The sequence below is a fragment of the Bacteroides parvus genome, assembly GCF_017309675.2.
Taxonomy (GTDB): Bacteria; Bacteroidota; Bacteroidia; order Bacteroidales; family Bacteroidaceae; genus Bacteroides; species Bacteroides uniformis.
This window is the reverse complement of record NZ_CP084680.1, coordinates 227,788-242,597: the sequence shown is the minus strand read 5'-3', so window position 1 is coordinate 242,597 and position 14,810 is coordinate 227,788. Positions and strand designations below refer to the sequence as shown.

The 14,810-nt window shown below is 44.5% G+C and carries 7 protein-coding genes and 1 pseudogene; 5 read left to right on the top strand and 3 right to left on the bottom strand.

The window, feature by feature from the left end; translation table 11 throughout:
• Positions 1-66: 66 nt before the first annotated feature.
• The 3 genes from JXR92_RS00970 to JXR92_RS00960 form a co-directional block, all read right to left on the bottom strand.
• Positions 67-1,311: a glycoside hydrolase family 76 protein gene (locus JXR92_RS00970; protein WP_138344892.1), complete on the bottom strand. Its 1,245-nt coding sequence runs from the start codon at positions 1,309-1,311 to the stop codon at positions 67-69.
• Between the two features lie 8 nt (positions 1,312-1,319).
• Positions 1,320-2,459 carry an aldose epimerase family protein gene (locus tag JXR92_RS00965; protein WP_138344894.1) on the bottom strand — a complete coding sequence of 380 codons (1,140 nt, stop codon included), beginning with the start codon at positions 2,457-2,459 and terminating at the stop codon, positions 1,320-1,322.
• Between the two features lie 129 nt (positions 2,460-2,588).
• A complete protein-coding gene (locus JXR92_RS00960) occupies positions 2,589-5,099 on the bottom strand; it encodes a glutaminase domain-containing protein (RefSeq protein WP_171030414.1) in 2,511 nt (836 codons plus the stop codon).
• A 525-nt stretch (positions 5,100-5,624) separates the two neighbouring features.
• Here JXR92_RS00960 and JXR92_RS00955 point away from each other — a divergent pair.
• The 5 genes and pseudogenes from JXR92_RS00955 to JXR92_RS00935 all read left to right on the top strand — a co-directional run bounded on the left by JXR92_RS00955 (position 5,625) and on the right by JXR92_RS00935 (position 14,799).
• Positions 5,625-8,828 (top strand): SusC/RagA family TonB-linked outer membrane protein, encoded by a 3,204-nt coding sequence (locus tag JXR92_RS00955; RefSeq protein WP_138344897.1) that lies wholly within the window; start codon positions 5,625-5,627, stop codon positions 8,826-8,828.
• Positions 8,829-8,835: 7 nt separating this feature from the next.
• Positions 8,836-10,701 carry a RagB/SusD family nutrient uptake outer membrane protein gene (locus JXR92_RS00950; protein ID WP_138344899.1) on the top strand — a complete coding sequence of 622 codons (1,866 nt, stop codon included), beginning with the start codon at positions 8,836-8,838 and terminating at the stop codon, positions 10,699-10,701.
• 24 nt (positions 10,702-10,725) lie between these two features.
• The gene (locus tag JXR92_RS00945) at positions 10,726-11,433 is read left to right on the top strand and encodes a DUF3823 domain-containing protein (RefSeq protein WP_138344901.1); all 708 of its coding nucleotides are present in this window, start codon (positions 10,726-10,728) and stop codon (positions 11,431-11,433) included.
• A gap of 170 nt (positions 11,434-11,603) precedes the next feature.
• Positions 11,604-13,628 (top strand): beta-L-arabinofuranosidase domain-containing protein, encoded by a 2,025-nt coding sequence (locus tag JXR92_RS00940; RefSeq protein WP_138344903.1) that lies wholly within the window; start codon positions 11,604-11,606, stop codon positions 13,626-13,628.
• A 290-nt stretch (positions 13,629-13,918) separates the two neighbouring features.
• Positions 13,919-14,799 (top strand): annotated as a pseudogene (locus JXR92_RS00935) (IS982 family transposase).
• Positions 14,800-14,810 lie beyond the last annotated feature (11 nt).

The following is a 14,810-nucleotide window of genomic DNA, read 5'->3' as shown; positions in this document are numbered from 1 at the left end:
AAAGGATTTGCAATTTTACCTGTTTACTTCTACCTTATAAAAGTACCCTGTATTTCGCTATCGGCTTTATTTGCCGAACAGCAACATTAGTGCCGGAATGCCTGATGCAGAGTAACTGTCTATCGTATCGGTAGGGTTCACCTTCACATCATATTCCCCACCGCAGATGTTCCTTTGTTCATCCCTATTGTTCCATCCTATGTTTATGGTGTGTTTCAAGAATGGCAGGTATTGCGATTGCCCACAATCGTAAACCAGCATGGCCATGTATTGTGCGAATATTGCCGTGTAAATGCCCTGTTCTATCCCATTCTCAAAAGGAAGTATCCCTTTTGGGGCCGACATGGTCTTTATGGAATAGTTGGCAACGAGTATGGCGTTATCTAAATACGACTTCTCATCGGTGGCTTGATACAGAAGTACCGATGCTCCTATGAAAGTAGCTTGGTTGTAGATGTGTGCCTTCCAATTGGGCGAGTCGCTTGTGCCGTGCTTGCTATCAGCTACCCTTCCGGTTTTGGCATCCAGTAAATTTTCTGTTCCCCATGCGTATATTTCTTTGGCTTTCTCCAAATATTGTGCTTTGGTTTGGTAGAGAGGTCTCTTTACATCTGCCTTTGGCTCTTGCCTGTCATCTGGCACGCAGTTGTAAAGAGTCATGGCTGCCACTACCGTTGGAAAGTTTATGCACGCCATTTTCCCATCGCGCTCACTGTCGTTGGGCTTAGGGTTTCTTATAGGATGCCATTGCCAGAACATCCCGCTTCTCTTAGGGTCATAAGACCCTGTATCGCCAACCTTTTCGGAACCGTACCATACTCGGCTGAAACTGGCTTCCGATAAGTCAAGGTACTCTTTTTCGCCAAACAGTTGATATGCACGCGCCAAGGTTATTGTCCACCACTGTATGTCATCGTATATGAACCAGCCCGTATTCTCATTGTTGTCATGGAAGTCGAAACCGGCATAATGTTTCTTGTTGCCTTCGAAGATTCTGCGGTTCAATTTCAACAAGTTTTCTTTCCTTTTGCTGTTCTTGGTCTTGCAGGCAAGTTTGTATGCATTCATGGCCATGTCCCAATAGATAGGCTGGCACCAGATGGCTGCCGCTCCGTTCCACCGGTCTTTGGCTTCAGAGTATGATGTGTTGGTCTTATATATGTATTTATTTTCATCAAGCAGACACTGGTTAAAGCCATCGTAAGCCTGCCATATTTCTTTTATCGCTTTGTCTTCCTGGCAAGAAGAAAAAGCAAACGTATAAATGCCCGCTATAAAGCCCAGTAAAATTAGCCTCTTTCCTTTTTTCATGTCAAATGTTATTTGTTCACTGAGAATTTGAATATCGTGTTGCTGTTGTATTTTTCTCCCGGGCGTAAGATGCACGACGGCCATTCGGGTTTGTTTGGAGTATCTGGATATTTTTGTGTTTCAAGACATACGGCAGCACGGCAGTTATACTTAATCCCTTTCTTGCCGATTTGTGTTCCGTCCAGGAAATTGCCCGTGTAAACTTGTATTCCAGGTTCATTGGTAAACACCTCCAGTTTTATTCCACTTTCTGTAGATTCCAGTGATGCGCACGCCGTGTTCAAATTGCCCTCGGTGTCAAGTATCCAGTTATGGTCTATCCCGTGTCCGTTCTTCAGTTGTTCGCACTCCTCGATCAGTTTGTCGCCCAGCCTTACTGGTTTTCTGAAGTCGAAGGGTGTTCCCTCCACAGGCAAAATTTCTCCAGTTGTCATAAATGTGCTGTCTATAGGAGTGTAGTTACTGGCGTTTACCATCATCAGATAGTCACTGTTACCCTTCTCCGGCTTTCCGTCAAGATTGAAGTAAGAGTGGTTTGTCATGTTTATGATAGTAGGCTTGTCAGTCTCGGCTTCGTAATTTATGTTTATGGCGTTGTCGTTCGTCAGAGTCATTGATACGGTACATGTCACGTTTCCCGGAAATCCCTCTTCCATGTCTTTCGCGAGATATGAGAGTTTGATTTCATTGTCTGAAACCTTCATGACATCATATATCACGTATTGGAAGCCTTTAAATCCGCCATGCAGACAGTGACCGTAGTTGTTTTGTGGCAACTGGTATTTCACTCCGTCCAAAGAAAACTGTCCGTTACCGATTCTGTTGGCATACCTGCCTATGCTTGCTCCAAAATCAGAGGGATAATCTATGTAATCTTTTATGGATTCAAATCCCAAAACTACATCGCGCATATTTCCGTCCTTGTCCGGAACCATTATAGAAACGATACGTCCACCAAAGTTGGTGACACATACTTCCATGTCGTTTTTATTTTTGAGTGTGTATAACCCTGTATTTTTACCATCCACTACGGCTTTGAAGTTTTCGGGTTGCAGTCCCGAAGCCGTCATTTGCAATTCTTCCTTTTTGTTGCCTGTGCAAGCCATTAATGCCCCCAAAACGAACACGGATAATACTGATGATTTCATAATGATAAGAGTTTGAAAATTAGATACAGCACTTTGGCTAGAAGTTTGAAGTCCAGCCAGAGTGCCGTAAATGATGCGTTAATTATTGTTATCCTGTGAATCTTTTTATCTCAAATATACTAATTTCTTTTACTTATTTTCAAGCATCTTGTCCATCAAAACCTTCATCCAATATCCTCCTATTACCGAACGTGCACGGAAGCCAACCCACAATCCGCCTTCGGTGTGGTGCCAATCGCTGATAGGCACTCGTGTAGCGGTTTCGTCAATATATTTATAGATAGGATTTGAGAATTTCTGGAAAGTGTCCATGTCTGAAGCCATGGCGGCGGTCCACATTACCCAGTCGGACTTTGTGTATTCCTTGCGGCTGTCCAGTGGAAGGCCGAATTCGTTCTGTTTGGTCAGGTAATAGTTTATTTCTTTTTCTATCACATTGTTAGGAAATAATTTAAGTCCCCACATCTTGTCCCATACCATATTGTATTTCTGGCTCCAAGTATCCTTGCGGTCGAAAGCAAGGCGATAGTGGTCGCCCTCTCGGGCCATTTCCTCCCATTTCACAGCCATCTTCTTAGCAATTTCGGCATATTCCTTGGCTACTTTGTTCATACTCAGCATCTTTGCCATTTCGCTATAAGCGGCCACTCCCATGATAGCTTTCACTGCAAGATTGGCGTTATGTGCCCAGTGTCCTGCAAAATCATCCGTGCAAAGTTGGTTCTCGGGGTCTTGTCCGTATTCCACCAAATAGTCAGTCCATATAGTAAGTAGGTCCCAATATTTTTTGGCATAGTTTGCATTGCCTTCAGCCTTTGCAATTGCAGCAGTAAGTATCACCATGTTTCCACTTTCCTCTATCGGCATATCACCTCCATAGACTTGTCCGTTGGCGATAGGATATGTACCAAGGTCGTGTGCGGCAAACGGTTTATTCCATCTTCCTGATGCACTGTATTCGAAAATACTAGTCATCATGGCCTTTTGCAGCTCGGGATTGTATGCCAGAAATAGCGGCGCCGACGGGTAAGTAAGGTCCACTGTGTTAATACATCCGTTACTGTTGTTTTCTTTAGAGAAAAACATCAAGTTTCCCTCCTTGTCGGTGAACAGCTTGTGTGCCGTTATGACCTGCCTGTAAGAGGCGGCACATATTTCGGCATATTTCTTGCCTCCCGCCTTCTCGGCATCGTTCATTATCATGGCATCGAAGTCTCGGCATCGTTCCATAACGTTGTTATAATTGTCTCTTGCGCGCTCAAAAGCATCGAAGATTGTAACTTTCCCGCCGTGCCTCCAGTATGCCATGTGGCGTTCGTACATATATTCTATGGAATAAACATCATCGTAACCCAGCATCATGAACCCGCTCTTTCCTTTGACAGATACATTGCCCAGATCATCACAGTATGCCATTGCCGGCATCTTGTCGGCTTTTCTGGTTATTACTTCCCCTTTCGACGGAAGTAGTTCTCCTTCCTTGGCAAACGAAGCTTTCATGGCATTGTAGTCGCCCAAGCTTACGTTGATGTTTGCATTACTGTTTCCGACCATGTACGCATATCCCCAGTCTATACATATCAGGTCTCCTTTCCTTTCTGTGACAGGTTGGTCAATGCTTCCTGCTTGAATGTAATTCATTCCGTTGTGCTTTATCACCTGTGCCTTGGTGGGCTGTGTCATTTCGTTTATGCTCAACTGTGGTGTGGTTTCTATGTACACTTGTACATCGTGTTCCTTCTTGTCAATGGACTTTGCCTGATATGATATGTAGTTGATAGGAGTAGAAATCAAATCCAAATCGTCAATCATCACCGGAGCAGTGAATACAATGTCAAGTTCTACCGGACCGCATGCAAACGTGTAATAAGTCTGTGTGGGCAATACATCTACCGATTTCTGCACTGCTAAGTTCTCGAAAGCTGCTGCATCGTCGGCTGGAGTGAAAATGCCGAAATCCACATAAGCCCCGCCCGTGGTGTTGTGACAGTGCGCTGCAATCACGTTCTTTCCGTTACGCAGTTTTTTCTTTGTCTCGCTTGTAAGTTCCAGCAGTACGTTGTTTTTCCAAGTATATCCGGTTGACACCAGCCTTTCACCGTTAAGGTAAAGCTCGAAAACATCATCGTGCGAATACTTTATATATATCGGAGCTTTTTCATCCACATCATTCAGTGTAAATTCGCGTCTCACCCAGATGTCTTCGGTTTCCCATTTGGTTCTTGCTACCGGTTGATCGTTTGTGCCGAATGCCCCTTTTCCTTTTTTCCATCCTGAAGCAGAGTAATCTATGTTCGTCCAATTTCCATCGGGCTGTTGGAATGTGTAGTCGCCTTCCCAAGCTTCGCTTCCGGCCATGGGCAGCAAAGCCTGCAAATTTTGTTTTCCCATAAAACGATATACCTTGCCATCTACGCGAACTGCCCCTATCAACGATTTTTCATCGTTGGTCCAGTGCTTGGTCACACCTTCGTTCAAGTTATCGTATGGCGACCATATAGAAAAATATGGGTCTGATGTAATTAATGGCACAGAAGGCAAACGCAAATCTGTCTTTTGTACAGGGGTAAACAAGTCAGTAGCATTAATCTGACAAAAAGCCGTCAGCATTAGCATGGTTAATGTTGTACTTTTCTTCATAATTATCTTCTTTAAACTAATGACAATAAACTTAATTCTTATATATGCAATACCTATTTTCGTCAGGTTGATATGCCTGATTCCTCGACAATGCAAATGTAGCCATCGCACGACTCGCTCATAAATAAAGGTTAATCAAAAAAAAGTAATTTCTATTCAAAATGTGTTCATATATTCCTTGTAGATGTTTTTGTAGTGTATCTTAATTTGTCAATGCGTGCGCCAAAATCTATATAGCCGCGATTATTTATGTGAGTGTCGGCATTCATAGAAGAGTTATTATCACAAGAAAAGCCCTTCTTTGAAAATAACACAAAAAAAGAATACCAAAAAATAGCAAATCCTGTTCTATGAATGCCATAAATGAATCGGAGAACAGTTTATGTTGTTTATTGACCAATGACTTCCCTGTTTTTTCTGTCGTTTATTGTTGATTTGCAATACTACTAATAGAAGAAAGCAACTTTACAAGCGAAACTTTTGCTATATTTTGATAATATAACCTTATTAATTAAAAAATGTACTATGTCTAGAAAAGAGCATTTAGTTTATTTAGCAAGTAGTAGGAGAATGTGGAACATATCCTTATGTATGGCTGCATTTTCTTTTTTGCCAAGTACATTCGTTTATGCTACAGCGGACAATCCGTCTGAAGAAATTGTACTGGCAATGAATTTGGTCCAACAACAGCGCACCGTAAAGGGAGTCGTAGTGGATGTAAATGGAGAACCCATCATTGGGGCCAATGTCAAAGCTGTGGGGAGCACAACAGGAACAATTACCGATGTCAATGGAGAATTCTCACTGACCGTGGCAACCGATGCGACTCTTGAAATCTCGTTCATCGGGTACAAGGCCCAAAAAGTGACCGTTGGGGCTTCCAATAAGGTAACTGTGACATTGAAAGAAGACACGGAAGTACTGGACGAAGTTGTAATTACCGGTTTTGGTATGGCGCAGAAGAAAGCTACGCTGACCGGTGCAGTCTCTTCGGTACGTTCGGAGGACATTGCGCGATCTTCGGCCGTTACAGCAGGTGGTGCGTTGGTAGGTAAGATTGCTGGTGTGAATACACGCCAGCAAGATGGACGTCCCGGTGCCGAAACTGCTTTGCAGATTCGTAACATGGGTACTCCGCTCTTCGTGATTGATGGTGTCATCTCTGACTCAGGACAGTTCAGCCAGATGGACTTCAACGATATCGAGTCTGTTTCTGTACTGAAGGATGCATCGGCAGCTCTATACGGTGTACGTGCTGCCAATGGCGTGGTGGTGGTGACTACCAAGAAGGGGGTACGCAACTCGAAGAATACTGTTTCGGTGAACGCTTATTACGGTTGGCAGAAGAACTCCAAGTTCATCAGCCCTGCCGGTGTGAAGGACTATGTACATGCCTATACTACAGCAGAAACTTTTTCGGGACGTACCGGAGGCGACCGCCGTTATAACAAGGAAGAGTATGACAAATGGATGGCAGGTACGGAGCGTAACTACCAAGGATGGAATTGGAGCGATTATATCTGGGTATCTGCTCCGCAATATTATGTCAATACAAGCTTCTCGGGCGGTACGGATAAGGCAAATTACTATGTAGCCGTGTCTCACATCAACCAGGATGCCACCATCCGCAACTACGGTGGTTTCCGTCGTACCAATGCCCAGATGAACATTGAGATGAATGTAAACGAGCGCCTCAAAGTGGGTGCAAGCATGAACGGACGTATTGAAGACCGCCGTCATCCGGGAGTTCCTGGAGCTGATGATACTTGGTTGCCGCGTTTCGCTACGATGAAGAATCAGCCAACCAAACGTCCGTTTGCCAATGATAATCCTAACTATCCGCAAAAGGTATCAGACCAGGCCGAAACAAATTTTGCTATCTTGAATTACGAAACTACCGGTAAGGTTTCCGATGTATGGCGGGTGATTCAATTGAATGGTACAGCTGAGTATGAAATTTTGAAAGGGCTGAAGTTCAAGGGAATGTTGGGCTACTACTATGCTTATAATGAACTGGATAACCAGGAATATACTTATGAACTGTATGGTTACGACGAAAATAGTGATTCGTATTACGTGACTGACCGCATGGCTAACCCTTACCGTGAACGCAACCGCGAAAAAGTGGAAGATCAGTTCTCTAACTTTCAGTTGAACTTTGACCGCAAGTTTGGCGATCACTCCATTGTGGCCGTGGCAGGTTTCGAGGCCAGCCAGCGCAAGCGTCCCCGCATGTGGCTCCACTCTACGCCGGTTTCCAACAGTATGGATTTGATTCGCTTGAAGGAACTTGTAGAGTTCAATGATGATGGCGACCGCACGGAGGCCCGTATGGGATATTTGGGACGTATCAACTATAACTATGCCGACAGGTACTTGATAGAACTGATTGGCCGTTGGGACGGTTCGTGGAAATTCCGTCCGGGACATCGTTGGGGCTTCTTCCCCTCTGCCTCTTTGGGATGGCGTGTTTCGGAAGAAAACTTCTGGAAAGAGAGTAAAATAGGTAATATCGTTACCAACTTCAAGTTGCGCGGTTCGTATGGTGAAGTGGGTGATGATGCTGTGGCCGACTATTCTGCCTTCGATTTCTTGCCGGGTTATAACTATAACAGTGGCGGTGCTGTGCTTGATGGCAACTGGGTGGTAGGTACGTCTACTCGTGGCTTGCCTAACCAGACTTTGTCATGGATGACTTCCAAGATTCTGGACCTCGGTATCGACCTTGGTTTCTTTAACAATCGTCTGAACGTGCAGCTTGATTACTTCCGTCGTATTCGCGAAGGTATCTCCGAATCTCGTTACGATGTATTGATTCCGAGTGAAGTGGGCTTTGGCTTGCCGAAAGAAAATTTGCGTTCGGATATGCACCGTGGTTTCGATGCTTCAATCGGTTGGACCGACCATATCAACGATTTCAACTACAGTGTGGGAGCCAATGTCACTTATTCGCGCTTCTGGGATTGGGAACAGTATAAACCCCGTTTCAGCAATTCATGGGATGAATATCGCAACAGCATCTGGCATCGTGTGGGCTATGTGAACTGGGGATATGAGGCTGTGGGCCGCTTCAATAGCTGGGAAGAAATTGCTAACTATCCTATTGACAACGACCGCAAAGGTAACCGTACAGTAGTTCCGGGCGATATCAAGTACAAAGACCAGAATAATGACGGTGTTATCAACTATCTGGACGAACGTCCCATCGGTTATCGTGTAGACAGTACGCCAACCCTGAACTTCGGTATCAATTTAGCGGCTTCCTGGAAAGGTTTCGACCTTGCCATGGACTGGACCGGTTCGGGAATGACTTCGTGGCAGCAATGCTATGAGACGGCCCGTCCCTTCCAAAACGATGGTAATAGCCCCGATGAAGTGTTGAAAGATGCCTGGCATCTGTCCGACATCTGGGATGCCAACAGTGAATTGATTCCGGGCAAATATCCGATGCTCCGTCTGAATTCGGACGAAACCAGTGCTTACGACAAAAGTACCTTCTGGCTACACAATGTGCACTATATCAAGCTCCGTAACCTGGAGTTCGGCTATACGCTACCCAAGAATTGGCTGGGACGTAGCGGTATCAGCAACCTGCGTGTGTTTGTTTCGGGTACCAATCTGCTGACCCTCTCCAATCTGTCGGTAATGGATCCGGAATGTGTTTCGGATAACGGTTTGGACTATCCGCCGATGAGAGTGATAAACCTTGGTGTTAATCTTAAATTTTAAGTAAGCAATGAAAAAAAGATATTTGTTTGCAGCCGCGGTTGCTGCAATGTTGTCAATGAGCAGTTGTAGCGGTTTCCTGGATACGAAGCCCGATACGTTGCTGACACAGGATCAGACTTTCGGTGACCCTGAACTGGTGAAATCGGTATTGGCCAACTTTTACGGTCGGGTGACCATCGGCCAGCGCATCGATGATTGGGATCAGTGGACTATGCTGGATGAGGTGATTCATTATGATACGAACGATGACCAGAATATCGATCGCAACAAGTGGCGCAATTATGATTATACGCTGGTGCACGACCTGAACCAGTTCTTGGAAGCTATCAAGCCCTCTGCCGCTGTGGATGAGGCGACCAAGACGGCTTACATGGGTGAAGTGCGCTACATCCGCGCATGGCTCTATTTCTGTATGGGACGTACTTTGGGCGGTGTGCCCATTGTAGGCGACCAGGTATTCGACTATACGCCCGGCATGGACATCACGACACTGCAAGTGCCCCGTTCTACGGAAGAGGCTCTTTATGACTATGTCATTTCAGAATGCCAGGAAGCAGCCCGGATGCTTACTAAGGATACCAATAGAAATTCTGCACGCGCCAACTATTGGGTAGCGAAGATGCTTGAGGCTCGTGCGGCGCTGACTGCAGCTTCACTTGCTACTTACAACACGGTAGAAGCACATCCTCAGTTGCGTACTGCTGGTGGTGAGGTCGGCATTCCGGCTTCGCGTGCCAAGGATTATTATGAAACAGCTTTGGCTGCTGCCAAGGAGGTGATTGAGAATGGTCCGTACACTCTGATGCGTGCCAAAGACAATACACCGCAGGCTTATGCCGACAACTTCTACAAGGCCGTGTGCCAGAAAGACGGCAATACGGAAGTTATCTGGACACGCGACTACGTGTCACCGGGACAAACTCACGGATTTACGAAAAACAATCTGCCCAAAAGCATTGAGCAGGATACCGGAAGCGACCGTCTCTCTGTACTTCTGAATTTGGTAGAGGCATTCGAACCGATAAACGCTCCCGAAGAACAGAGAGGAACGACCGTGCCGTTCGAAGTTGGTACACCGGATAATCCACGTTTCTTCGATGATCCCACTGAACTTTTCCTTGAACGAGATCCGCGTTTGATGGGCTCCATCATCGTACCGGGCAGTACTTTCGACAGCAAAGTGATTGAAATGCAAGCCGGACAGTTGAGGAAAGAGAATGGAAACTGGGTTGAACTGACAGGTGCACGCAATTCGCACGATGATAGCGGCAACCTGATTACAGCCAATAACGGTCCGTTCGGAGGAAACGAGCGCGAGATAAACCGTACAGGATTTTATGTACGCAAGTACTTGGATGCCACTCCGTCGGCAGGTACCATCGGTAGAGGATCAGCTATGTGGAATGTTTATTTCCGTATTGCCGAAGCTTATCTGATTGCTGCCGAAGCAAGCTGGGAGCTGTCGCGCAATAATAGTGACACGGAAGCATTGAAATACATCAATGAGGTTCGTTCACGTGCAGGTGTATTGCCTTTGACAATGATTGACCACGAACGAATCATGCACGAGTATCGTGTAGAGTTGGCCTTCGAAGGAGGTCGCTGGTGGAATCTGAAACGCTGGATGGAAGCAGACAAGATTTGGACTGGAAGCGAAGATACGCGTACATCAAAGCGTCTGGGCTTGTGGCCTTACCGTGTAGTGGCTCCGGGCGATGTGAATAATGGTAAATGGGCGTTCATTGAGAAAGACATGCAGAAATTGGATTTGTGGCGTCGTCCATTGAAATGTACCGATGTGCAGTACTATTCTGAAATAGACAATGGTTGGATAAACAACAATCCGAAGTTGGTGAAGAATCCCTATCAATAACTTTAAAAAGAAGAAACAAAGAACATGAAAACGATATCTAAAGTTTTTTCAGCTATTCTTTTGACGGCTTTGACTCTTACGAGCTGTATGAAGGATAATTATGATGAACCTACTTCTTTTATCAGAGGAAGAGTGGTTTATAAAGGCGAACCTTTGCAACTGTGCGGAAACGAGGCGGTGAGATTGCAACTGTACCAGCGTGGCTATGCGAAGCACGATCCGGTAGAAGTATTCGTCAACCAGAACGGTGAGTTCTCCGTATGTATTTTCGATGGTCAGTACCAACTGATTACCAAGGACGGAAACGGTCCTTGGAGCCCTGCCGGACGCGACACGATAGAAGTAAGCCTGCGCGGACATGCGGAAGTGGATGTGGAGGTGACTCCTTATTACTTGGTGGACAATGCGCAAATGAGTTTGGACGGCAACAAAGTGAATGCTTCGTTTACGGTGAACAAGATTGCAGGCATAGGCATTGACCGTGTGTTTGTTATGTTGGGCACTACCCAATTCTTGAGTGACGGCGAACACAATGTGGACCGTTACGATGAAATGGATAACATGGGCAGTTACGATGAAACTGGGAAAACATATACTTTTGCTACAAAAGATTATACGAATCATCAAATGTTTCAGACGGCTCTGAAAAGAGGGACTTTGTTCGGTCGTATCTGTATATGGCCTAAAGGTTCTGACCAAGGAATCTATTCCGAGGTATTCCGCTTGAAATAATTGTCTTGTCAGATAAAGATTGTTGAATAGGGGGGAAGAGGGTGCCGGTTTTGCCCTTTTTCCCCTTCTTTGGGTTCGTCTGGCATGAACGTATTCTGACAGATAATAAGTGTTATTAGTTGTGATAGCGACATAGAAAAATAGAGTTTTGTTTTTAATGAAAATAGTAAATGAATAAATCATATATCCTTGCATTGGCATTATGTGCGGCCTCTTGTTCTTCAGTAACATCCTATGATGAAGCCCAAATGCTCAATGTCATTCCCACAGAGAAAGTTAATATAAATTATGTCAGTAACCGTGCGCCGCTACAGCCCATGCGGTTCATCAAACTACCAGTCGGCAGCATTCGTCCCGAAGGTTGGGTACGAACCATGCTGGAATTACAACGCGATGGTCTGAACGGACATTTAGGCGAAATCAGTGCTTGGCTGCAGAAAGAAGACAATGCGTGGCTGAAGTCCGGTGGTAAATGGGGCTGGGAAGAAGTCCCTTATTGGCTGCGGGGATATGCCGAAGTGGCCTATTTGCTGGAAGATGAAAGAATGTTGAAGGAGGCGAAGACATGGATTGAAGCGATTCTGGGCAGCCAACGTGCAGACGGGAATTTTGGTCCCTATATCGAAGTGAACGGCTCTCAGGATTTTTGGTCAAATATGGTAGCATTATGGATTCTTCAATCTTATTATGAATACTCTTCGGACGAGCGAGTCATTGATTTCATGACCCGTTATTTCCACTATCAACTGAGCGTGCCGGATGAAAAGTTCTTGTCGTCTTATTGGGAAAACAGTCGTGGTGGTGATAATCTCTGGAGTGTAGTTTGGCTTTACAACCGTACTGGTGATAAAGACTTGCTGAAATTGGCAGAAAAGTTGCATCGAAATACGGCAGATTGGACAAAATCAACCGAACTCCCGAACTGGCATAATGTGAATGTTGCCCAGTGCTTTCGTGAACCGGCCACTTACTACCTGTTCAATGGTGAAAGGAAGTATTTGTCGGCAAGCTATAATGTACAGAGTTTAATTCGACGTACATTTGGACAGGTACCCGGTGGAATGTTCGGGGCAGATGAAAATGCCCGCATGGGGTTCTTTGACCCTCGTCAAGGAACTGAAACCTGTGGCTTTGCCGAGCAGATGGCTTCGGATGAAATTATGCTTTTGATTACCGGAGATACTTATTGGGCAGAGAATTGTGAAGATGTGGCTTTCAATAGTTTTCCGGCTGCATTTATGCCGGATATGAGGTCGCTTCGTTATATTACCTCACCAAACATGGTGATGAGCGATAGCGAAAATCATAAGCCCGGCATTGACAATGCCGGTCCATTTTTGGCCATGAATCCGTTCAGTAGCCGCTGCTGCCAGCACAATCATGGCTTCGCATGGCCCTATTACGTGGAACATTTGATGATGGCTACACCAGACAATGGAGTGGCAGCCGTCCTTTATAACAGTTGTGATGTAACGGTGAAAGTGAGTGATTGTGAAACGGTGCTCATTAAAGAGCGGACAGATTATCCGTTCGATTCTCACATCTCATTTACAATAGAGAGCAATAAAACGGTAGCTTTCCCCTTTTATATTCGTATACCAAGTTGGACGAAAGCTGCGGAAGTGAAAGTAAACGGAAAAAAAATAAATGCCGATTTTGCAGAAGGAGAATATTTACGGATTCAACGCGAGTGGGAAAACGGAGATTGTATAGAAGCGGACTTCCCGATGGAAATATCTTATAGAACATGGCAAGTAAATAAAAACAGTGTCAGTGTAGATTACGGTCCTTTGACTTTGTCGTTGAAAATAGGAGAAAAATATGTAAAAAAGAATAGTACGGAAACGGCTATTTGGGATTCCCAGTGGCAAGAAGGAGCGGATGTGGAAAAATGGCCTTCATACGAAATCTATCCGGAAACTCCGTGGAACTATGCCTTGCAAATCAATTCAGGGGTTATGTTGAAGGAACACAGAAAATTGGAACCGAAGGTTAATCCATTCACTTCAGAGAATGTGCCTCTGATTTTTCAAGCAAAAGGAAGAATCGTTCCAGATTGGTCGGTAGATGAATACAAACTTTGCGGTGTACTGCCGGATGAGTGGTCGGCAAGGTCGGAGCAGGTTGATGATATTGAACTTGTGCCGATGGGAGCTATGAGGTTGAGGATTTCTGCTTTCCCAACATGCAATTAGCAGCTAAAGATTTATGTCCCGGCTATTTACGGCTTTGAGAGGAGTGAAAACCTTGTTTTAATCTTCCCTCCTCTCTATTTCTTCTTCTTTTCTTTTTTACTGTTTTTAAGTATACGACACTTGGATGTCGTAACACTTAAAATATACTTTTTGTAACCTAAATAGCTAAGCGAGCCTTAATTTAACGTGAGTTCGATATAAGAATAAATATCTTTCACTTATAATTAGAAACATAGCGATAAAAGTATTAAATTATAGTGCTCAATTATAACATTTAAACGATTACCACTATGTTTCCAGGTATGGCCGATGATTTTTGCAAGGAATTTACATTTCAACAGGAAAAATATATGATTGAGGATAAGAAGACCAAGCATCGTAACAACCCCAACCGTATGAGTGATGCAGAGATTATGGTTATTCTAATCCTGTTTCACTCCGGTGGTTTCCGTTGTTTCAAGCATTACTACAAGGAGTATGTCTGTAAACATCTGAAACACCTTTTTTCCGCGTCATATTTCTTATACTAACCGTTTTATAGAACTGGAGAAGGAAGTATTGCTTCCCATGACCATCTTCATCAAAAAAAGTCCTGCTGGGAACCTGTACCGGCATCAGTTTCGTTGACTCCACTCCCTTACGTGTATGCCGTAACTAAAGAATCTTGATTCATAAGACATTTGAAGGGCTTGCCGAGCGTGGAAGATGTTTTATAGGATGGTTCTTCAGATTCAAGCTGCATCTGATAATCAATGACAAAGGAGAGATCCTCAATTTCATGTTCACGCCTGGAAACGTGGATTACCGGGAACCGTTGAAACAGGGTAAGTTTCTGGAAAACATCAAAGGAAAACTATGTGCAGACAAGGGATATATAGGTCAGGCTCTGTTTGAAAATCTTTTCCTGAATGGCATACAGTTTGTTACTAAAGTTAAAAATAATATGAGGAACTCACTGATGAGTATTGCTGACAAGATTCTGCTCAGAAAAAGCACCTTGGTTGAAATGGGCAATGACGAACTGAAAAACATCGCACAGATTGAACACTCAAGACATCGTTCATTCAATAACTTTATAGCCAACTCCTTGTCGGCGGCATACTGCTTTTTTGAAAAGAAGTCCGTCATTGACGTAAATTTTGTCAATGACGGACAACTTGCTATTTTTTGATTTTATTTCGA